The sequence below is a fragment of the Sphingobium sp. L-44 genome, assembly GCF_056859495.1.
This window is the reverse complement of record NZ_JBSXOQ010000029.1, coordinates 1-20,871: the sequence shown is the minus strand read 5'-3', so window position 1 is coordinate 20,871 and position 20,871 is coordinate 1. Positions and strand designations below refer to the sequence as shown.

Annotated in this window: 18 protein-coding genes; 7 read left to right on the top strand and 11 right to left on the bottom strand. The window is 60.4% G+C overall.

Annotated features, from left to right (window positions below; translation table 11 throughout):
* Positions 1-25: 25 nt before the first annotated feature.
* The gene (locus tag AC13EK_RS01550) at positions 26-1,042 is read left to right on the top strand and encodes a glycosyltransferase family 2 protein (RefSeq protein WP_234792342.1); all 1,017 of its coding nucleotides are present in this window, start codon (positions 26-28) and stop codon (positions 1,040-1,042) included.
* Here the strand turns inward: AC13EK_RS01550 and AC13EK_RS01545 are convergent.
* The 9 genes from AC13EK_RS01545 to AC13EK_RS01505 form a co-directional block, all read right to left on the bottom strand.
* The gene (locus AC13EK_RS01545) at positions 1,000-2,016 is read right to left on the bottom strand and encodes a polysaccharide pyruvyl transferase family protein (protein ID WP_069337075.1); all 1,017 of its coding nucleotides are present in this window, start codon (positions 2,014-2,016) and stop codon (positions 1,000-1,002) included. The genes AC13EK_RS01550 and AC13EK_RS01545 overlap by 43 nt on opposite strands.
* Complete coding sequence (locus AC13EK_RS01540) at positions 2,013-3,068, bottom strand: glycosyltransferase family 2 protein (protein ID WP_069337076.1); 1,056 nt, start codon at positions 3,066-3,068, stop codon at positions 2,013-2,015. The genes AC13EK_RS01545 and AC13EK_RS01540 overlap by 4 nt, the downstream gene beginning before the upstream one ends.
* Positions 3,058-5,103 (bottom strand): WecB/TagA/CpsF family glycosyltransferase, encoded by a 2,046-nt coding sequence (locus tag AC13EK_RS01535; protein WP_483021991.1) that lies wholly within the window; start codon positions 5,101-5,103, stop codon positions 3,058-3,060. Before AC13EK_RS01535 ends, AC13EK_RS01540 begins: the two co-directional genes overlap by 11 nt.
* Positions 4,989-5,699: a P-loop NTPase family protein gene (locus AC13EK_RS01530; RefSeq protein WP_069337078.1), complete on the bottom strand. Its 711-nt coding sequence runs from the start codon at positions 5,697-5,699 to the stop codon at positions 4,989-4,991. The genes AC13EK_RS01535 and AC13EK_RS01530 overlap by 115 nt, the downstream gene beginning before the upstream one ends.
* On the bottom strand, positions 5,696-7,018 hold the full coding sequence (locus tag AC13EK_RS01525; protein WP_234832033.1) for an exopolysaccharide biosynthesis protein: 1,323 nt from the start codon (positions 7,016-7,018) through the stop codon (positions 5,696-5,698). Before AC13EK_RS01525 ends, AC13EK_RS01530 begins: the two co-directional genes overlap by 4 nt.
* Before the next feature lie 57 nt (positions 7,019-7,075).
* A complete protein-coding gene (locus AC13EK_RS01520; protein WP_483021990.1) occupies positions 7,076-8,125 on the bottom strand; it encodes an ATP-binding protein in 1,050 nt (349 codons plus the stop codon).
* Between the two features lie 288 nt (positions 8,126-8,413).
* Positions 8,414-9,208, bottom strand: a complete 795-nt coding sequence (locus AC13EK_RS01515; protein WP_004207145.1) for a polysaccharide biosynthesis/export family protein — start codon at positions 9,206-9,208, stop codon at positions 8,414-8,416.
* Positions 9,209-9,219: 11 nt separating this feature from the next.
* Positions 9,220-10,419: an outer membrane beta-barrel protein gene (locus AC13EK_RS01510; RefSeq protein WP_069337081.1), complete on the bottom strand. Its 1,200-nt coding sequence runs from the start codon at positions 10,417-10,419 to the stop codon at positions 9,220-9,222.
* Complete coding sequence (locus AC13EK_RS01505) at positions 10,416-11,354, bottom strand: glycoside hydrolase family 5 protein (RefSeq protein WP_234792351.1); 939 nt, start codon at positions 11,352-11,354, stop codon at positions 10,416-10,418. Before AC13EK_RS01505 ends, AC13EK_RS01510 begins: the two co-directional genes overlap by 4 nt.
* A gap of 155 nt (positions 11,355-11,509) precedes the next feature.
* On the opposite strand from AC13EK_RS01505, the gene AC13EK_RS01500 reads away from it, so the two are divergent.
* Positions 11,510-12,085 (top strand): hypothetical protein, encoded by a 576-nt coding sequence (locus AC13EK_RS01500; RefSeq protein ID WP_069337082.1) that lies wholly within the window; start codon positions 11,510-11,512, stop codon positions 12,083-12,085.
* 26 nt (positions 12,086-12,111) lie between these two features.
* Here AC13EK_RS01500 and AC13EK_RS01495 read toward each other — a convergent pair whose 3' ends face one another.
* Entirely contained in the window at positions 12,112-13,278 is a 1,167-nt protein-coding gene (locus AC13EK_RS01495; protein WP_069337083.1) for an NAD-dependent epimerase/dehydratase family protein, read from the bottom strand.
* A gap of 270 nt (positions 13,279-13,548) precedes the next feature.
* Here AC13EK_RS01495 and AC13EK_RS01490 point away from each other — a divergent pair, with 270 nt between their 5' ends.
* The 4 genes from AC13EK_RS01490 (at position 13,549) to AC13EK_RS01475 (ending at position 18,424) form a co-directional block, all read left to right on the top strand.
* Positions 13,549-14,115, top strand: a complete 567-nt coding sequence (locus tag AC13EK_RS01490; RefSeq protein WP_234792362.1) for an acyltransferase — start codon at positions 13,549-13,551, stop codon at positions 14,113-14,115.
* Between the two features lie 51 nt (positions 14,116-14,166).
* The gene (locus AC13EK_RS01485; RefSeq protein ID WP_069337084.1) at positions 14,167-15,594 is read left to right on the top strand and encodes a lipopolysaccharide biosynthesis protein; all 1,428 of its coding nucleotides are present in this window, start codon (positions 14,167-14,169) and stop codon (positions 15,592-15,594) included.
* 291 nt (positions 15,595-15,885) lie between these two features.
* A complete protein-coding gene (locus AC13EK_RS01480) occupies positions 15,886-17,877 on the top strand; it encodes a PAS domain-containing sensor histidine kinase (protein WP_277788502.1) in 1,992 nt (663 codons plus the stop codon).
* Positions 17,807-18,424, top strand: coding sequence for a response regulator transcription factor (locus AC13EK_RS01475; protein WP_072894451.1), 618 nt, complete (start codon positions 17,807-17,809; stop codon positions 18,422-18,424). The genes AC13EK_RS01480 and AC13EK_RS01475 overlap by 71 nt, the downstream gene beginning before the upstream one ends.
* 3 nt (positions 18,425-18,427) lie before the next feature.
* Here the strand turns inward: AC13EK_RS01475 and AC13EK_RS01470 are convergent, their stop codons facing one another.
* Positions 18,428-18,649, bottom strand: a complete 222-nt coding sequence (locus AC13EK_RS01470; RefSeq protein ID WP_139149991.1) for a hypothetical protein — start codon at positions 18,647-18,649, stop codon at positions 18,428-18,430.
* 320 nt (positions 18,650-18,969) lie between these two features.
* Between AC13EK_RS01470 and AC13EK_RS01465 the strand changes: the two genes are divergently transcribed.
* Complete coding sequence (locus AC13EK_RS01465) at positions 18,970-20,355, top strand: sugar transferase (RefSeq protein ID WP_069337085.1); 1,386 nt, start codon at positions 18,970-18,972, stop codon at positions 20,353-20,355.
* Positions 20,356-20,871: the final 516 nt, after the last annotated feature.

The following is a 20,871-nucleotide window of genomic DNA, read 5'->3' as shown; positions in this document are numbered from 1 at the left end:
AGGCATAACACCTATGCAAAGTCCCGTGACTGCTCCTGCGTCTCCCCTTGTCAGTGTCGTGATTGCGGCGTTCAACGCCGAGGACAGCCTGGATCGCGCGGTACAATCTGCGCTTGCGCAGAAACTCCCGGTGGAGGTGATCATCGTCGATGACGCGTCCGGCGACAAAACCGTGGCAATCGCCGAACGGTTGATGGAGCAGGACCCACGGGTGCGACTGGTGCTAAGCGAGGCCAATGGTGGCCCTTCGGTCGCGCGGAATCAGGGGATTGGGGTCGCGCGCGGCGAATGGATCGCGATACTGGACGCCGATGATGCGTTCGCACCGGGCAGGCTGGTTCATCTGACCGCGCTCGGCGATCGGCATGACGCGGACCTGGTCGCGGACAATCTGTTTTTCTATGATTGGCACGCCGGAACAGTCGTCGGCACGGCATTGTCGCGGACAGCGCAGCCGATCCGGCATATCCGACCGGCCGAATTCGTCCGCAACGCGATCACAGGGCGCTCGCCGTTCGATTTCGGCCAGCTCAAGCCGATCTTTCGTCGCCGTTTCCTGACGACCCGTTGCCTGCGCTACCCGCCCCAGTTGCGGCACGGCGAAGATTTCGCCTTCATCATCGATTGCCTGCTGGCGGACGGTCGCTTCATTCTGAGTGCAGAGCCGCATTATCTGTTCACTCAGCGGCAGGGCTCCATTTCGGATCAGGGATCGGGGCAATCCCGGACATTACTGAACCTGGATGCAATGCGTGCCCATAGTCTTGCCATGCTGGATCTGCCCCGCGTTCGCGATGATCGTGTTCTGTCACGGTTGTTGGCTCGTCGCGCCAGCGCCATAAGGCAGCAGCATAGCTGGAACCGCGTCTATCCGCATCTTCGCGCACGCAAGCCGATGGCATTGCTGGAGGCGATGATGACGGACTGGAGCAACTGGCCCATGCTGGGACGCCATCTGATCCGTCGCTGGCATCATCGCGCGCAGATGGCGCGGATCGCTCAGCCCGATCGCACCAGCTTGTCGAACTCGACGCTGAGCTGATCGACACGGCTTGCAAAGATCCGATCGTCGCTCAGAAATCCCGCCTCATTCTTCAATTGTTCAAGTGCAGAGGCGATGCGGCTGTGTTGCCGTCGGTTCCATGTGGCGATACGCCGCGCGACCGCGGGTGGTTGTGGCAGACGCCGCGGCAGGGCGAGCAGATGATGTTTCAGTTTGGGCCGCATGGACATCCACCAGCCGCGCTGTTCACGACGGGTCATCTGCCTTTGGTGCGCAAGCGCGCCTTCTGCATCAGGATGCGCAAGTCGATAATGTTCACCGACCAGGCGCCGGACTCCGTCGCGATAGGCAGTGTCCAACGTCGCGGTAGGCAATATTCGCGGCTCATACGGCAAGTTGAGGGAAAGTGACCAGTCGAGCCATTTGAAGCTGTTGATCCTTCCCGAACTGGAGACCGGAATCCAGGGAACGCGCAGCGTATCGGCGATGATCGCTGCGTGCATCGAATCGGCGATCACCAGACGTGACCGGCGGATTTCGTCGATGACCTGATGCGCGCATTGCCGTGGGTCCACCAACTTTACGTCGGCGGTGGCGCAGGCCGCAGCCCAGTCGCCTTCATCCATCGCCTCATAGTGGGGAATGAAGATGGGCCGGTCGCGCTCCGCTTCGGGTAGAGGCTTGAGCCGGTCCAGCGTGGAAAGCAGCAGCGCGCCATCGGCAATCGCCCGATCTGGGCGGTTGACGACGCGCGCCGTGAGCGGGCCGCGTAATGCCACCACATCCCAGCGATCGGTCGAGAAATCCTCGGGCACCGGCCTATAGCCCAGGCCGCTCGAGAAAATTCTGATCCGGGATGCGGGCGGCATATGATTGCCGATGATCGTGCCGATGCCGCAGAACAGCGTATCGGCTTCGTCGGACCAACGGCCGGGAGCAAGCTCCTCCCACAGCCAGCCGTTGAGGTCATCGCCAAAATTCCCTTCCTTGGCGCGATAATAGAAGAGTTTCATGTCATGGCCTCGTCCAGGCGGGGGCTGTGCCAGCGCATCTTTCGAATGATGATGTCGCGCCATAATGGCAGCAGCGAGACGTTTATGAGCCGATAGGCATCCAGGATGATGCGACGCTGCTCACCATTTTTCAGGCCCTGATAAACACGGGGGTGAAGCAGGATCGCCGCCATCTCTCGGCGCAAGATCATGATGCGCTGGTCGGTCAGGCACGCGGCAGCGGCGCTGATGCCCGGCGTAATCTTCATCAATCGATTGGCGAGTACCATCGACATGAGGCGGCGCAGATTTTTGGCACCAAGGCGCTCATGCGCATCGCGATAAAGATTGATACCTTCTCCCCGCTGGGCCTTGGCCAGCTTGGAGAAGCAGATCCCCTCAACGCTGTGCGCCAGCCGCACCCACATCAGCCAGTCTTCGCCGGCATAGCGAAGCCGTTCCTCGAACCGGAGATCGCGCATCGCCCTGCGGCGCAAGATTACGGCGGATGTCTGGCAGAGATATTCCTGCACCATGAATTGCCCCGCGCGGTCGGGCTGCAGGCGATAGATTTGCCCGCCCAGAGGCAGGGGTTCGAACGCATCCTCATTGGCGCCCTGCGCAAAAAGTGTCAGCGAAGCGAACAGGCTGGACGGCGGCATGGCGCTGTCGCAGAAATAGAAATCATTCCCAAGTTCGAGCGCGCCGACGCCCTGTTGCAGATGGTCTGGCGCCCAACTGTCATCGGAGTCCAGGAAGGCGACATAGTCGATGTCGGGTCCGATCTGATCAAGGCCGCGATTGCGCGCAGCAGCGGGGCCGGCGTTCGATTGCTGCACGGTCCGGAGCTTCAGCCAGGGTGGCAATTCCATGTCTGCCAGTTCGTCCAGCGCAGGAATGGGCGAACTATCGTCGATTATCAGGAGTTCCACCTTGGTGGGCGCGGTGAACGTTTGCGCAACGATCGAGCGGATGGCCTGCTGCAGGATACCCCGCTCACGCTGGAAGTAAGGGATAATGACCGCGATCCGACGCAGCGCTTTTGGGTTCGGCGGCACGAGATCAGGCGGCATCGGCGTTGCGGACAGTGTGGGAGTGGGGCGATGGCGGCGGGATCGGCCCGTCCGAGTAGCCACCCCTGGCGTCACGGATGGCATTCATGAGGAAGGTGACATTGCCGCGCAAATAGCGGTCTGCCAGTCGGGTCGGTTCGTTCATGAGCCGGAATATCCATTCCATGCGCATGCGGCGCAGCCAGCCAGGCGCGCGCGGGACATGGCCGGCGGTGAAATCGAGCAGGGCGCCCGCGCACAATATGGGGCGGCCGATATGGGATGCCCATTTGGTCGCCCACAATTCCTGGCGGGGGTTTCCCATGGCTGCGATTACCAGATCCGCGCCGCTTTCCCGAATATGGCGGCTCAGATGCTCCTCCTCTTGCGGGTCGAAGAAGCCATGGAGGGTGCCGACTATGCGAATATGGGGATGACGCTCTTCCAGAATGGCGGCTGCACGTTCCGCGATGCCGGGGGCTGCGCCTACCAGAAATAGCCGGAGGCGGTCCGGGTAGCTCTTCAGCAACTGGGGAATGAAGTCCGTGCCGTTCAGATTGTGCGGGAAGGAGTCCCCGTAGCGGAGGCGGCTTGCGATATCGACGCCGACGCCGTCATTAAGGACCAGCGCGTCGTTCAGTGCGGCAGCGACGCCCTCGACCCGCCGTGCCTGGTTGATCAGATGGGCATTGCCGAATGCGACCACGCGCGGCGACTGGTCCCTGATCAGATCGGAAACGGCTTTCAGCGCGTCGCTCTCCGAAAGAACGGCAAGGCGAAGCGGCCCGATCTGGCGGGTCTGACGTCCCAGAATATGTTCGTAGATGGCCGAGATCCTGGCGCTCACGCCCGGCCAACCATAAGCGAGCAGACCTGCGGCAGTGGTGGGGGAGGGTGAGCGTTGCTGCGCCTTGCGAATGTCCTGCAGGGTGCGCGCAGCGGACAGCGGATCGGCGAAATCGATCAGGCTGCCGGTATCGAGTTTGACGCAGGAGCGGCGATGCGCCGGAATGTCGCTGACGACTGGATAAAGCCCGGCGGACACCCCCTCGATCAGGGAAATACCGAAACCTTCATAGGCGCTGGGCGATGCGAAGATGGTACTACGGGCAATCAGCGCCTGCAGCGCCTCGTCGCTGGGGCTGTCATGAAATTCCACCAGATCGCCCAAACCGAGCTGTTCGACGATCTGTTGCAGATCGGCGAAGGTGACACCCATCGGCTTTCCCGCGATGATCAGCCGAGCCTTGCGGTCCAGCCGGTGCAGATGCGCAAACCAGCGGATCAACAGGTCGATCCGCTTGTTCGGCGCGATCCGGCCGAAATAGATGAAGCGATGCTCGGTGGAAGGCGATTGCGCAAGACCGGCGAACTTGACCGTGTCCACGCCATTTTCGACCAGCGTGAGTGCGCGACGATTGACCTTGGCGAACGTCTCGTAGTCCGCTTCGCTGCAGGCAATGATCGCCCGATATCCAGCCAGTGAAAGGCGGGTCATGCTGTGAAAATAGAATTGCTTCAATCGACGGGCATAGCCGGTATGAAAGAAGCCGCCATGCGTGGACAGGACCAGCGGTTTGCGGTGCAGCAGCCGGGTCAATGCCAGATAGTCGGCGAAGAAATCGACGGCATGGACATGGACGATGTCGCAATCGTCCAGATGGTGCAGCACGGATGGCGCGAGCGGATAGCGACGTCCACCCCGATAGGGTATCCGGACAACCTCGACATCGTCGATGATTTCGGATCGGGGCAAGGGTGCGTCGTCGCCGTCGAAGATGCGGTCCAGGGTGATCATCCTGACCTGGTGCCCGGCGCGAGCCTGTTCGCGGCACAGATTTCGGGTGAAGCTTTCCAGCCCGCCGAGGCCGGGATGATATTGTCGGGAAATATGGGCGATTTTCATATCATACCCCCTTGGTGCCGACCTATGGCTGACCGCTAGATCAGCATGATGGTGCCGATCAGCACCGTGTTCAGCATGGTCATCTTGTTGATCACGGCCTTGAGCTCGCTGGTCGATGTCTGATCGCGCTGGACCGCAACGATCGCGCAATCGGCGCTGCCTGCCGCATGAGCGAGATCGTCGATATGGCTGGCGTCGACCAGGCACAGATCGAAGTGAGCCGTCAGCGACGACAGGCGTTGCGACAGTGGCGCAAGCGGACTGCCGTCGATGGCGCAGCCATCCTGCTGGGGCGCGGCCATGACGAACAACGACCGGATACTGCTCGGCTGGACCAACTGAAATGGCTCATCCATGTCGTCCGGCGAGCCTGTTCGTGCATTCATGCCAAGCAGGCGATGTTGAACGAAGCCGGAATGCTCCATGTCTACGATCAAGGTGCGCAGACCGCTCAGGGCTGCCGATACGGCGATATTCGCCGTCAATATGGCCGCCTGCTCGCTCGCCTCGATTGCGATGACCGCGATAGAGCCGGGCGCGCGACCGTCGGGATGGCGCATTGCAGACAGGGTCGACTGGATGTCCCGCGCTTGTTCCGCCAGCATTGCGCTGGGAGCGTGGATCACCGCGATCGCGGGATCGACATTGGCGTGGACAGTCGCCGTTTCCTTGCGCGTATCGCCATCGTAAGTCGGCGGCAGGCCGGGATAGACATCCTCTACCGGTTCAGTCGAGCGAAGCCTCATGACCAATTGCCTCCTTCGATACGGAGTTGCTTGCCGTTGACGCGCAGGTCTGCCTGACCAAGCAACGGCACGCCGGTAAGATAGGTGACGGTGTTACGGCTGCGGACGCGCGGACTGAGCCATTCGGCTAGGATGACCGAGCCGATTGCGAGCATGAGGGCCACCATCGTCATCATCAGGAACCGCACGCCGATATTGGGCGCGTTGGGGATCATCGGCGGTTCTGCAATATCGAGCCGCACGATGTTGAGCGACGGAGCCGTGCTGGTGGCATGCAACTGCGAGAATTGTTCGGTCTGCGCCTCATATTCCTTGCGCGCCGATTCCACATTGCTTTCCAGCACGGCGAGCTTGCCGCGATCGGCCGCGAGCGACAGCATGCGCCCGCGATGCTGGTCGAGCAGGGCCTGCATCGTGCCCTGATTGGCCGATGCCGCCGAACTGGCGGCCGCAAGCGTGCCCGACATCTTGCCGGTTTCCTGGGCCAGACTGTCCTGCATCTGGCGCAACTGCTGCTGGGCGGCACGCATCGTCGCATGATTGGGGCCGAGTTCGGCAGCCATCTGGCTGATTTCCGCCGATTTGGCTGCGATCTGAGCCCTTAGCCCCTGGATCACCCCGCTCGATTGAATGTCGGGCATATTGGCGCCGCCCGCCGCGCGCGACCGGGCCTCCGCAGCCACGGCTTCGGCCGACGACAGTTTCGACGACAATTCGCTGAGGCGCGTGCTTTCCGCATCGATGGCGCCAGTGGCGACTATACCGTGCGCGCGCTGGAAATCCGCGAGCCGTGCCTGCGCCTCTTCCATTCGCTGTTCGGACGCGGCGATCTGTTTCTTGTACCAGGCAGCAAAGCGCTGGGCGAATTCGTTGCTGATGCCCAGGCGCGCATCATTGAAGGCCTGGGCGAAGCTGTTGGCCATCAACGCCGAACGCTGTGGATCGAGGCTGCGGTAGGAGACGTCGATCGTATTGCCGGTCGCGCTGGGCGAAACCTGCAAACCCGACTGGACGCTGCGGCTGATCCAGCCTTCGAAACTCTGATTGCCGTTCGTCTGCTCCTGCCAACGTGCGCGCATGGCCGGATTTTTGAAAAGGCCAAGCCGCTCGGCCACCTTGCGGGCAATCACCTCGCTTTGCAGGATTCTGGACTCCGTCGCGAGCATGGATTCGCCGGTCGCCTCGTTCGATTTGCCGCCGGTCGGGTCCGGTGCGCGGTTGTCGAACAACAAGGTGGCGGTCGCGCGATATTCGCGTGGCGTGATCGCAATCCACAGGACCGTCAGCGCCATGACGCAGCAGAAGATGGCGGCTGCCATTCTCCAGCGCTGCAGGATGGCTCGCGTTATGTCGAACATGTACATCCTATCGGTCCCTTACGATGCAGCGCTTTGGCGCTGCCCTTCTACAAGGCTGACGACACGCCGGGTCAGGTGGTCGCCGTGGCGGCTGGCAGACAACATGCCGAGCAGGAACTGGGGGGCGAGGCTGTCCCGGAACATGAGGGCGGTGCTGCCCGGCCGGGCATGCATTGCGCGGCGCAGGATTTCCAGGACCGGACCGTCGCGGTCGATATGCGGCGCCTGCTGTTCCGGTGCTAGTCCGGGAGGAACGATCGCGGCGCGGACGACCTGCTCGATCACCGGCCAATGGCCAGCACCCAGATCGATGGCCTCATGGAACAGCGCAGCATCTGTCGGATTGGTGATCGTCCAGTCGTCGACCGCCCGCATCATTCCCGCGAGCGTTGCCGGCATTTCGACCACTGTCTTGCGCTGCCTGAGGGTTTCAAGGCAGGCCAGCGCGCAGAACAGGCGCACATGATAGGGGGACCCGCATGCGACATGGGCAATTGTCTCGCGCGCGGCATCACTGAAGTTGAGGCCGGCCTGGGACGCGCCGCGGTCGATCAGGTCGAACACGGCGGACGTGTCGATCCGCACGATGGGAACGGCTGTCATGTGCCGTCGCAGCGATTCATGGCCTTCGATGAGCTGGCTCAATCCGGACGCGATACCGACCGCCAGAATATGAACCGGGAGGGCCGCGTCGGAGAGCAGCTTCATGGTGCGCGACAGTTCGCCAAGAACAGCCGGATCGGTGATGCGGTCGAACTCGTCGAGGATGAAGATGAATTTTCGCTGCCCATGTTCGGCGAGCGCTTCCACGACATCGCGCGGTCCAACGATGATCGGCGCATCTGTCGCGGGTGAGCGCGGCAGGTTCCCGCGGGCGGCATCGAGGAACGGTGCGATCAGGCTGGTAAAATCCTGCCCAGGCTCGCATGCCATGTAGAAGACCAGATAGCCGCGATTATCGGCAACATTGGCGAAGACGCGCGCCAGCGACGTCTTGCCTGTCCCGCGGCCGCCAAAGATCATCGCATGATTGCCGCGGTCCAGCACCCCCTCCACCAGCAGATCCATCTCCTGCTGCCGGCCATGAAGATGGCGGGCGGCCGTGACGGGCTGGGTCGCATTGAACCCCTTGCGTATCGCTGATCGGACAGCGTCAGCGGACATGGCTGCATTTGTAGATGGTGTGATGGATGCAGCACCGGCCGATTGCGCATTTTCAGGCACGCCGCCCGTAGCTCGGGAACGCCGGCCAGGCGCTTCTCGGTGACGCTCGGGCTCGGGCGTTCGTCGGAGCCAACGGGCAATTCTGGTGAAGATATTCACGCAATGCCTCCTATCGGGATACCGGATCGCATCTCAGAAGGTCCGCTCGTTGACGGTGTAGACGTCACCAGGCTTGACCAGCATATCGAGACTGGCCTTCTTGATGATCTCCGTGCCACGGTGCAGCGTGATCTTCTTTTCCGATCCGCCCAAAGTCGGCCCGCCGGCCTGGGCCAGCATCTGGCGCAGGGTCATGCCGGTTTCGAAGGCGACGCGGCCGGGCTTGTTCACCTGGCCGTAGATGAAGACCTCCTCTGCCTTCGGCACGAAGATGGAATCGCCTGCGCGCAGGAACTGACCGGTCCCGCTTTGCGGGTCGAGATCGCTGAGCGCAATCCGGCGATCCGCTTCTCCCGTTCGTTGCAGGATCGCATAGTCCGCCGCGTCCGCGCGGGCGCCGCCGGTGCGCGCCAGCATCATCGCGATCGTCTGAGGCCGATCCAGGGGGTAGAGTCCAGGGTTCTGGAGGTTGCCGAACATCGTGACCGATCGACTGACGAAGCTCACGACTTCGACATTGACGATCGGATCGACGAAATATCCGCCGGTCTGCAATTGCCGGCGGATATTGTTTGCAAGGGCGTTGGTCGTGGATCCCTCCGCGACCACGTCGCCGATGCTCGGCAGAGTGATGCGCCCATCTTCCTTGATCCGCGTTTTGACCTCGATCGGATAGGCGCCGAATATCGAGACGCGTATCTCGTCATTGGCACCCAGGACATAGGCAGCGACAGCTTCCTTGTTGTCGACGCCGGCCAATACGGGATTGGCGAGCGTGGCCAGAAGAAGGGAACTGCACAGGTTTCGCATCGCACGGGGTAAGAACATGGCCATGCTCCTCACAATGTAAGGCCAAGGGACAGCATCATCGATGTCGATTTATATCGGTAGCGCTCGACTGCGCTTTCACGCCATTCGTGGCGAACGTCCACGCCGGCCGTCAGGCGGCTGCGCAGTGCAAATCGATATCCGGCGTTGAGCGCGATCGTTTCGTCGGTACCGCGCATCATGTCGGTGTCGATCAACAACTCGCCCTTGAACTGGCGCCTGGCATAGCTCGCGCCAGCCTGGATCGAAGATCGCGAACTGAGGGTCGCATTGCCGCGCAGCGAAAAATTGGTCAGGACGATATAGGTCGCGCCGGTGTTGCTCTGGTTGCTGGTGCTGCGGCTGCCGTCGAATACCAGGGATGTGCGCGGCGATGGCCGATAGACGGCACCGGCATGATAGCCCAGACCCGAATAGTCATCGACCCGTTCATCACGCGCCTGGGTATGAATATAGCCAATTCCGGCACTCCAACTGAGACGCGGAGCGACAGCGCGTTTGAACTCGATCCCAACCCGATAATTGTCGGCACCGCGGCTCATGCGCAGTTCGGACGTCTCGCCTGACCAGTGGGGGCGGCGGAAAGCTTCGACGTTGAACATCAGTCGGATGTCGCCAAGGCTTGCCTTGCTATAGGCGATACCAATGCCCGCGCTGCGGGTGCGGATGTCGAACGGCCGGCGTGAATCGACGCTATTGTTCGTTTGCAGATAGCCGAGCTTGATGACGGGATAGTAACCATAGGGCTTGTCGCACTCGGCGGTGACCGCATAGTCCTGGGTGCGTTCACTGTTGCCGACGATCATGCCTTGATCGGCCAGATCGGCCTGTGCGAAATTCAGTCGGGCGCTTGGACGCAGATAACAGAGTGCGCTGACCTTTACATCGCCCTTGGCGGTGAGCGTAACGCGCTCCCGATCGAGATTGCTGTAGCGCTGATGGAAGTCATAGCCCAACGATCCCACGACCGTGACCTGGTGGACACCGAGATTTTTCCTGAAGGTGACATCGAGCGCCGGGGTGATGCGAAGATCGTCCTTGTCACCGGAGACGAGATCATCGCTCTGGCGCAGGACATTGTCGTCGTAGAGCATGCGCACCGTGGGTGCGACGGTCAGGCCGTCAGGCGGCACTTCGACCTGCGCAAAGGCTGGGCAGCCCAAGACGATCGAGCAGGCAAGGGGAAGGCGCGCATAATGCAGGCGGGTCATCTTGCGGCTCCCGTCTGGCTGTATTTTGCAACAATGGCTGCCTGTGGCCGGGCTTTGCCTTGCAAGGGTTGCAGGCTCATGGGATAGTTTGCGCCCCACCATGGGCCGCCGGCCCAATAGGCCCAACCCATCCAGACATCGGCATTGTCATCGAGATGCTTGAGCAGGGCGTCCAGGCTGTCGAGGCAGGCAGCATTTGCAGGGGCGCCGAACTCGCCAAGGAAGCCCTTGTGGCGGTTGTCCCGAAGCCATTTTGTCGCCGCTTCCATGCGGCGTTGGATGACCGGCGGTGCTTCGCATTGCGCCTTCATCCCGGAACTGTCCGAGTCCAGATATTGGTGCATCTCGATCGCATAATTGCCGGCTGGATCGCGGAAGTTCTGGAAGGCGGCAGCGTTGGAGGCGCGGCCGCCAGTGATCCAGCTATGCGCGCCGGTCCAGTTGGAGCCCGGCACGAACAGCATGTTGCGCGCACCCGCCTTTCGGATGGCGATGACGCTTTCGTCCACCATCGATCGCCAGCGTGCTGGGGCCATGCCGTTCGGCTCATTCATCAGGCCGAAGGCCACCTGCCTGTTCCCGCGATAATGCTCGGCCAGCCGGCGCCAGAGATCGGCAAGTTTCGCGCTCCCATCTGGCGATTGATCCAGTCGCTGCCCCCCGTTTGCGCCATAATTATGGATGTCGAGGATGATGATCCGGAACGGGGCGAGGATCGCCACGACCTTGTCGAGGCGGGCCTGTTCGGCAGTCGAAAGGGGCTGGAGCGGGACGGGTTGGATCCGCTCCCACAATATCGGAACCCGGACGATCTTCATGCCCATCGCGACGAAGGGCGCCGCGGTGCGGGTATCGGGGTAGATATAATCCTTCCCGAAAACGCCCGGCTTCCTGCCCGAGTTGAACTCTCCGCCCGCGAGGTTGATTCCCGACAACGGTGGCTCCGCGCAGGCCATCCAGGGGCATGCCGTCAAAAGGAGGGCAGCACATCGGATCGCAAGGACCGTCCGTCTCGGGCGCTGAGGGGCGCTCATGGTCAGCGCTGCCCGCCTGTGCTAGCAGAGCGCCGCAAAGGGATAGATTGTAGGGCATGGCACCGATCGGGAACAGGCAGGCGAGCGTGGATGTCGCTATCGCGCCCGCGTCGCGACATGCGGCGCGGGCCGTCGCCGGACGTGAACGACATGCCGCGTTGCTGACTCATTTCGGCAGCGTCGGATTGTTGTTGATGCGGGGCATCGTGACCGAGGTTGGGCAGCCGGGCGATGCGGAAACGCGCGTGATCCATTATCGCCGGCAGGTTGATGGAAAATATTGCGTCGAACTGCCCGCGGGCATCGATGTCGATATCGGAGATATGATCATGATCCGTGCGCTGACGCTGCCCGACGGGGCGGTGCGGCCGATCATGGCGCGGGCGAAGAGCCAACGGGAATGGATAATGCTCGATGATGTCAACGTGATCGTCGACGATTATACTCGTGCCACACGCCGGTTCGTTCGTTGGGGCACAGGGGCCGGATCGGCTCTGGCAATGCTGGCGGTTTGCGGCATCGCGGCTCCTCTCGCGCTGACCACAGCGGTATTTTCCTTTGCCGGTGCCTGGAGCTTGCATCGCCGAGATCGCCAAGATCGGACTAGGATCGGCCGCTGGCTCGCCCGTTAGGGCGGCAAGAATTCCAATCGACATGGTCATGCGAGCATCCCCTGCTGTCGATACCAGGTGATGGTGCGACGAAAGCCTTCCTCCAGATTGATCAGCGGCTGATAGCCCAGAACGGTCTGCGCGCGTGCGATGCTGAACGCGCGGTTATGCTTGAAGATGGTCAGCCGGCGACGAGGTAGAGGGGGTTGTAATCCTAGCGGCGCATAAAGTGCTTCGCACAGGCGTGCGGCCATTAGCGCGAGGCTGTAGGGGATGGTCGCCTTGGGCGGTGGCACATCCAAGGCGGTCGCGACGGCCCTCACATAGTCGCGCAGCGGCAGGAAGACGCGATCGCCCAGGATGAAGGTGCCCGATGGCGCATCGGGATGAACCATCGTCAATATGTAGCCGGCGACCAGGTCATCAATATAGACAGGATGGAAATTGGGCGTTTGCCGGCCCACAAACAGAAACCGGCGGCGCTGGATCAGCCGGAACAGCTTCAGCATCCGGGTGTCGCCTGGGCCGTAGGTGGAGCAGGGGCGAACGATGACGACGCCCATGCCCGGACGGCCCATTTCGTCACGGCAAAGACCTTCGGCTCGCAACTTGCTCTCCTGATAGGGGTCGCGCGGGTCGAATGGCGCATTTTCGTCCGCAGGGGCGTCGGCCACATTGCCGTGGACGCCAATCGACGAGCAATAGATGAAGCGCTCGATTCCGGCTTGTCGGCTCGCTTCAAGCAGGGTCCGAGTAGCATCCCGATTGACCTGCATGAACGCCTTGCGCGGTCCTTCGGTACGGAACATCGCGGCGATGTGAAAACAATAGCGTGCGTCCCGAAGCAGCGCGTCGAAACGATCAGTGTCGGTCAGCGAGCCCTCGATCCACTCTATACCGCTCTCGCGCTCCGCTTCGGTCAGGGGCCTGCGGCACATCGAGCGGACGCGGTAGCCCATTTGCAGGAGTTGACGGGCGAGCGCGCCGCCAACGAAGCCAGTCGCGCCGGTCACTGCTATGATGGGCTGATAACCGATTTCGTTCATGTAAATAGCTTCCAGTCGACGACGAGAGGCGATGCATTCATCATCGCTATATTGCCTCCAGGCGCATTGATCGGCGAAAGCAATTGCGTCTCCATTGAAGAAACGATCATTCCGTTGCCCGATCGCGATAATATTGCCTCGATCTTGCTTGCGGAAATTCTTACGCAACTGCGGTATTAGTCAACATCAGGGGTAACACCTATCAATTAGGTGCAATTACATAATGGAACATGATTTTGTTATGTGTGAATTTGGTGTTTGTTCGGGTGAGTGACGCGAGCACTCGATGCACGTGCCATCTTGTCCGACGCGGACGCGTTTTCATGAGTGGATCTGCATGGTGCGTTTGGTTCTTGGCGCCCATTCGATCGTGGAGGCGCGCCGCTATTCAGGCTTTCGGCTCATGCTTGTCGCGTGAGCGCCAGTCGGAGAACGGGTTTGGCATTGCAATTTCTGTCTGCACAGCTGGATCAGCTTTACGCGCGGCTGACAGTGATGCGACTCCGCGCGCAAGGCTGCCAACCGGGTCGGGGCCTGCGCGTGCGAGGTGGCGTGCCTTATCTCCGGAACCCCGGATCCCTGGTCATTGGCAACAATGTCCGCCTGCGGAATGAACCGACCCGGATTCGCCTGGCTACGGTTCCGCAGGGGGGCATCATTCTTGGCGACGAGGTTTCGTTGAACACGGGAGTTCATATCTTCAGCGCTGCGCGGATCGATGTCGGCGGCGGTTCGCGTATCGGTGATAATGTCGCGATGTTCGACACGAGCTTCCATCCCGTTCATGAAGGGCGCTCCGTAAGGCCCCGTCCGATCACGATCGGTCGCAACGTCTGGATTGGCCGCAACGCCATCATCTTGCCCGGCGTGTCGATTGGCGATCATTCCGTGGTGGCAGCCGGATCAGTGGTCTTTGATGATGTTCCCGCCCGACAAGTGTGGCGGGGCAACCCCGCGGCATTCGTGAAGCATGTCCGGGCGACCGACGATTTTCGACGTAGCTAGGGGGAGGGCGATATGTCAGGTCCGGGGTTGGGGCGCGCAGTCCGTTCAGGCATGGCCTGGTCCATCCTGGAAAGTTGGGGTGTGCAACTGTTGCAGTTCCTGACCTTCCTCGTGATTGCGCGCTATGTCGATGCGACGATGCTGGGTATTGTCGCCATGGCCCTGCTCGTGGGGCAATGGTTCCAGATGATCATATTGTCGGGGATCAGTGCATCGCTTGTCAGCAAGGGCACTGCCGATGCCGACTTGGATGACACGGCCTTCTGGATTTCTGCGGCGGCCGGCGCACTGCTGCTGATCGCGACCTTCTTGCTAGCCGACTGGGTCGAGCGAACCGCCGCCCACCAGGGCTTGGGCATGGTTTTGCGCTGGCTGAGTGTCGCGAACTTCCTTGGCGCGCTGAACGTCGTGCCACAGGCTTGGCTGACGCGAGCCTTGCTGATGCGGCCATTGGCGACGCGCTCGACAATCTCGACCCTGGTCGGCGGCATCGTCGGAATAGCACTGGCGGTGGCCGGTTATGGCGTGATGGCGCTGGTTGCACAAAATCTCGCCGTAGCCGTCATCGGAACGATAATCCTGTGGGCCGCCTGCCCGATGCGACCCCGACTGCGTTTTTCACGGGAAAAGGCAAGGGGCGTGCTTTTCTATGGCCGTCATGTCGGCGTGACGGGCGCTGCGAATTTCTTCAATGCCAATGCTGACATCATGGTCATCGGCCTGGCGCTCGGCGGCGCAGCGACAGGCATTTATACCGTCGGCAAGCGGGCTTTGCTGGCCGCCAATCTGATGCTGGCGCGTGCGCTGTCCCGTGTGGCACTTCCGGTCTTCTCGCAACTCAAGGGGGATCCGCCGCGCCTTGCAAAGGCTTTCCTCAAAATAGTGTCGGCGACATCGTCCATAACGACCCCGGCCTTTGTCGGCCTGGCGATCATATCGGACGAGTTTATTTTCCTGTTGTTCGGTCCGCGTTGGGCGGCGGCAGCGGATGTGATGCGCTACCTCAGCCTGTTCGGGGCGCTCCAGGCGATCGGCATTTACAATCAGTCGCTAATGCTCGCCATGGGGAAGCCGCAATGGCAGACTTGGCTGGCGGGCATTTATGCGCTGGTCAATATTGTCACCTTTTTCTTTGCCGTCGAATATGGGATGGCAGCGGTCGCAGCCGCGTTCACGGCGCGCGCCTATATCCTCTATCCCCTGTCCGTCTGGCCAGTTGTGGTTCTGCTGCCGCTGGGATGGCGGGATTATTGGAAAGCGCTGGGACCCAGTGTTGTCGCATCGGTGGTCATGGCTGTTTTTCTATGGGGGTTCCGGTTCGCATTGGCCGGCCAAGCGCCGATTCCAATGCTGTTGTCGACGGTCATCGCTGGGGCAGCGGTCTATATGGTCGTCCTCGGACTGGTCGGACGGACCATTGTCATCGACATGTTCCATTTCGCACGGGCAGGGGGCAAACGCGTGTCCTCCACCAGTTAAATTTCCGAAGTGGACATTTTTGGAAATCCTCCGGCAATGACATTTTGCAGCTGCGGAACGAAATTTCTCAAAATGTGTAAAACTACCTACTATACTTCCCCTAATGCCGATGTTAAAAATTGCGCATTGCAGCAGAGAATTATGTAAACCTCCAACTGGATCAATAATCGGTCAGGGGTGAGCATGGGGCAGACGTCCGATTGAAGACGTGAGCCGGTTTCTGCCATCCCTTTCAGGGTGACGGTCGCAGCATATGAAATAATTCTGGGCGTTAAGCGCGGGGTTTGAGTTATGTTCGCAGCCGTCAGACGATTTAACATCATGCCGATCTCCAAGGCGGGCCAAGTCCGCGCCAGCTTTTCGCTGGTCAGATTGCGTTGCCTCAGGCGCCACGTCTCGTGGAGTGGGGTCAGTCGCTATCTGGTCGGGTTGGCCATGGTCGCGATCGCGCTCGCCGCTTTTCAGGCCGATGAATATCCGTCCTTCTCCAGCGAATTTTATGTGATATTCACATTCGTTGCATTGTTTACGACGATGCTGTTCGGCGCCGGACCGGGCTTTCTGGCTGGTATCGCCGCCTTGGCGGTCACTTATCTGCTTGAAGGCTTTCATGGCGGGCTGCTTGCGGCGGGCGCCTTCCTCATGGCGCTGGTTGCCGCCAACGTCGTTGCGCTTCGCGCGACATTCTGGCGCGCCAGAGCGGAATATCAGGCTGCCCATGTCGGCCGGCTGATGACGCAGATGAAGCTGCTGACCGACGGCGCGGCGCATTATGCCCTCTACATGACCGATGTTTCAGGGTTTATCCTGCATTGGAATCGCGGTGCCGAGCGCTTTACCGGTTGGTTGACCGGCGAGGTGATGCATCGCCATGTCGCGCTGCTCTACCCAGGGCGCGCGGAGATCAAGGCGCGCATGGCGCAGGCCTTCGCCTTCGCCCGGCAGCATGGCAGCTGGGAATTTGATCATGAATGCTGCCGCAGCGATGGCACCATCTATCTGCAGAATTGCGTTGTCACGGCATTGTACGACAATGACGGAGCGTTGCAGGGCTTTGCCAACCTGATCCGCGACGTCACGCTGGAGCGCGCGCATGAGCTTGCGCTGCAGGAGCGGGAGCATGAGTTGCGGTTGATATTGGAGACCGCGCCGGACGCCGTCTTCGTATTCGATGCCGACGGCTGCATCGAATATATCAACGAAGCGGCCTCCCGCATGTTCGGCTATGATCTGGTGGATCTCAAAGGCCAGAATTTCGAGAGCCTGCTGCTGGTCTGTCCTTCTGAAGACGAAGTGCCTGACGAATATCCATTCCGGATCGTCGATGTTTCGGAAAAGATCGAGCGGCAGTTGATCGGCCGGCATCATAATGGCTCGAATTTTCCAACCGAGATGACCTTCGTGCGGATGGAAGCGAACGGCGGCACAAGGTTTACGGCCTTTGTGCGCGACCTTTCCGAACAGGAGGCGACGAAGGCTCGGCTGGAAACCCTGCAGGCGGAAATGCTGGATGGCACCCGCTATAGCGCAATGGGCGCGATGGCGTCGATGCTGTCGCACGAGTTGACCCAGCCATTGACAGCGCTTGCAGCCTATATGGAAGGGGGCAGCATCCTGCTCAACAATCTCAACGGCGGGAGCCGGGCGAAGCTGGACGAAATTTTCCATCTCGCGTCGAGCGAAGCGGTGCGGGCGGGGGCGATCATGCGCCATTTGCGCGATTTCACCAGTAGTGGCGAAGCGCAACTGGAGGTTCAGGATATCGGCGAAATGGTGCGGAGCAGCATTGCGCTCGTCCGCCCCGCAGCTGCCCGTGCGCAAGTCCGTGTCGTGCTTCGGGTTGCGCCGGACGCGGGGCCGGTATTCGCCGATCCGGTCCAGATCCAGCAGGTGATCGGCAATCTTTGTCGCAATGCCATCGATGCGATGCGCAACATGGATGAGCGGATACTGACGATCCACGCATCCCGCGTCGATGAGCTTACCACCCAAGTCATGATTACCGACACTGGCTCGGGCATCGCTGCGGAAATCCGCGAGCGGCTGTTCGACGCCTTTGTCACGACCAAGGAAGAGGGAACTGGGGTCGGATTGTCCATTTGTCGAACAATTGTGGAGGCCCATGGCGGGCGGATCTGGGTTGAGCCCGCGCCTGCCGGCAGCTGCTTTTGTTTCACATTGAAGCGTAAAAAGGGGATTCTTTGTGGAGGAAATGAAGACGATTCACATCGTGGACGACGAATATTCCGTCAGAGCGGCAACGGCATTCTTGTTGGAGCTTGAAGGATATTCGGTCCGCACTTGGCAGAGGGGCGCTCATTTCCTCGCCGCCGCGCCGACCGAGCCGCCGGGCTGCGTCATCCTGGACCTGCGCATGCCCGACATGGATGGACTGGAAGTGCAGCGCCGGCTCAATGAAGCGGATCTCAATTTTCCGGTCATCATGCTGACAGGGCATGGCGACATTGCCGTGACGGTCGCGGCAATGAAGATGGGCGCCGTGGATTTCCTGGTGAAGCCGTTCGAGCGACAGAGCCTGTTGCAGGCGGTCGAGAACGCCTGGTCGGTGCTATATGATAATGGTGCGCGCCGGCAAAGGGTCGCGCAGGCGCAATCGCTGGTGGAAAAGTTGACGCCGCGCGAGCGCGATGTGCTGGCAGGCCTGACGATGGGGCTACCGAACAAGCACATCGCCCTGCAATTGGGCATCAGCCCGCGTACGATCGAAATTCATCGCGCAAACCTGATGGCAAAGCTCAAGACGCGCAATCTTTCGGATGCCCTGAGAGTTGCATTTGCGGCGGGAATAGGCCGGAGGCTGGATGGATGAGCGTCAATATTTCTGCCGCCGTGGTGCTTTTTGTCGCCATAGCGAGGGGATTGTCGCGATGAGCGCCAATAGTGCGATCGGGAGCCAGAAAATTGCGAAAAGGCGATCCGGCCATGCTGGCTTTATTTCGACGAGCGACGCATTTTGACGTTGCCAGAGATGATAAAGGCCGATCGCCCAAACGGCCAATATGATTGTCGCACTGGCACAGAGCGCAATGGTCATATTCCCCTGGACCTCCCATTTTTTCGGATGAAGGGACGATGATCTGGTTCGCCTGATTTAACAAAATCAATATGAGATTAATATAAGTGAAATTACGCTATTAATAAAATTGCAGATTAATTTAAATTTGTTCCGATATAAAATTGAATTTCCGATAATTGATTGGTTAATATTAATTAGGTGTTGTCACGGATTGATGCTTTTGAGGTGTCCGTGCTCTTGTTGGTTGAATTAATTTCGCTCCTCTGCGTGCTGCACGATTGGGAGCGGCCGGCCATTGCTGTGCCAGTGGTCGACAATCGACGGGAAAAGGACAGGGCATGGCAAATCCGGATTTGGCGGCGCGTTTCCACAGCGCGAGCGGAACGGGGGCGTTAATCGCCAGGCGCAATGCACGCCTATGGCTGTGCCTGCTCTTGCTGTCGGCTGATTGCTTGGCGCTGCTGATTGGCTTTGGCGTAGGCGCGCGCCTCTCGCCGGCATCCTCTTCGGGCATGATCGGATCATTATCCGCAGGCATTCTCGTCTTTGCGATCATAGCCTTTCACAGCCAGGCTTACAGCATGTCCTGTCTGACCAGCGCCACGATCAGCTGTCGTGCTGCGGCATTGGCATTTGGTGCCACCATGCTGCTGTTCTTCCTTGTAATTTTTGCATCAAAGGCGGTGGGAACCTTCCCGCGCTCAGGCATATTGTTCGGCGTCTTTGGCAGCCTGGGGCTGCTGGTCGTGCAGCGCTCGCTGATGGCCTATGCGGTCCGGCGTTGCTTCGGAAATCAGCTATTCGCGGAAATATTGATCCTTGATGGTATCGCGCGCCCCAATGATTGCGGTGCGGCGGCCGTGATCGATGCGCGCCAGATCGGGCTGCGCCCCGAAGAGGATGATCCGCACAAGCTGCACCAATTGGGTGTGCTGCTGCGTGATTATGACAGAGCGATCATCCTTTGCCCGGCTGCCCGACGGGCGAGTTGGGCCGAGATATTGAAGGGCAGCAATGTCCAGGGCGAAGTCGTCGTGCCTGAGGTCGGGGAGACTGCACCGCTTGCGGTAGGGACTTGGCTGGACACGTCGACCCTGGTGGTCTCGCGCGGCCCGCTCAACCTTGCTGACCGCGCGCGCAAGCGCTTGCTCGACATTGCCTTGACTGTGCCCCTGGTCATTGCGCTGCTGCCGTTGCTGCTTCTGGTGGCAATCGCGATCAAGATCGACAGCACCGGGCCGGTCTTCTTCCGTCAACAACGCATCGGTCGCGGCAACCGCTTGTTCCGGATCTACAAGTTCCGCAGCATGCGGACCGATTGCGGCGACGCGTTGGGGAGCCGTTCCACTGGTCGAAGTGATGACCGTGTGACCCGCATCGGGCGCTTCATTCGCAGCACAAGCATCGACGAACTGCCCCAGCTGTTCAATGTTCTGCTTGGCGAAATGAGCCTCGTCGGGCCGCGGCCGCACGCTTTGGGCTCGACCGCTGACAACGCCTATTTCTGGCAGGTCGATCGGCAATATTGGCATCGCCACGCGCTCAAGCCAGGCATCACGGGACTGGCCCAAATCCGGGGATTCCGTGGCGCGACGGAAACACGCGGCGACATCTTGCGGCGGATCGAGGCGGATCTGGAATATCTACATGGATGGAGTCTTGCGCGGGATATTGGCATCCTGCTGCGGACCTTCAACGTGCTCGTTCATCACAAGGCGTTCTGAAACGGAGGGGCATCATCGATCATGATCGGCCCCAAATCGCCTCAGGATGAGCCAGCCATGGCGACGAAGCTGGAATGAGGCAGGCGTCGCCACCCGCCCATATCATGATGAGCGCGGCCTCCAATTCTCCAATGTTGATGATGTCGCCTGGTGCCAACCCGGAATTGTCGAACATCGGAAGGATGACGTCGGCGTGGCTTGGCCGTGGTTCATGTGGTCAGGGCAGAAGGGTGGGGCGTTGCGGTGTAATTTTTGTTTTTGGTTCATTTTTTTGCGAGAAAGGTGTTGACGGACTCGAATGACGGGCCTAAATGCCACTCCACCGACGCGGTGATGACCAACGGTTTTCGCCACGCACGGTCGCAAACATAGCAAGACAGTATGTCCCCCGATAGAGATAGCGGGGAACGATCACTGTCCGCTTCGATGTTTGGACGGCTCTTTGACATTGTGATTTAGATGAAGGGACATGTGGGCGGCGGCCCTGGGTTCTTACGGCTTTCAGGCGTAGGAGTT

Excerpts from the sequence above, each read along its gene's own strand:
- AC13EK_RS01545 (WP_069337075.1), bottom strand. The coding sequence starts at position 2,016 with ATGAAACTCTTCTATTATCGCGCCAAGGAAGGGAATTTTGGCGATGAC.
- AC13EK_RS01540 (WP_069337076.1), bottom strand. The coding sequence starts at position 3,068 with ATGCCGCCTGATCTCGTGCCGCCGAACCCAAAAGCGCTGCGTCGGATC.
- AC13EK_RS01530 (WP_069337078.1), bottom strand. The coding sequence starts at position 5,699 with ATGAGGCTTCGCTCGACTGAACCGGTAGAGGATGTCTATCCCGGCCTG.
- AC13EK_RS01525 (WP_234832033.1), bottom strand. The coding sequence starts at position 7,018 with ATGGCAGCCGCCATCTTCTGCTGCGTCATGGCGCTGACGGTCCTGTGG.
- AC13EK_RS01520 (WP_483021990.1), bottom strand. The coding sequence starts at position 8,125 with ATGGATCTGCTGGTGGAGGGGGTGCTGGACCGCGGCAATCATGCGATG.
- AC13EK_RS01515 (WP_004207145.1), bottom strand. The coding sequence starts at position 9,208 with ATGTTCTTACCCCGTGCGATGCGAAACCTGTGCAGTTCCCTTCTTCTG.
- AC13EK_RS01510 (WP_069337081.1), bottom strand. The coding sequence starts at position 10,419 with ATGACCCGCCTGCATTATGCGCGCCTTCCCCTTGCCTGCTCGATCGTC.
- AC13EK_RS01500 (WP_069337082.1), top strand. The coding sequence starts at position 11,510 with ATGGCACCGATCGGGAACAGGCAGGCGAGCGTGGATGTCGCTATCGCG.
- AC13EK_RS01485 (WP_069337084.1), top strand. The coding sequence starts at position 14,167 with ATGGCCTGGTCCATCCTGGAAAGTTGGGGTGTGCAACTGTTGCAGTTC.
- AC13EK_RS01480 (WP_277788502.1), top strand. The coding sequence starts at position 15,886 with ATGTTCGCAGCCGTCAGACGATTTAACATCATGCCGATCTCCAAGGCG.
- AC13EK_RS01475 (WP_072894451.1), top strand. The coding sequence starts at position 17,807 with ATGAAGACGATTCACATCGTGGACGACGAATATTCCGTCAGAGCGGCA.
- AC13EK_RS01470 (WP_139149991.1), bottom strand. The coding sequence starts at position 18,649 with ATGACCATTGCGCTCTGTGCCAGTGCGACAATCATATTGGCCGTTTGG.
- AC13EK_RS01465 (WP_069337085.1), top strand. The coding sequence starts at position 18,970 with ATGGCAAATCCGGATTTGGCGGCGCGTTTCCACAGCGCGAGCGGAACG.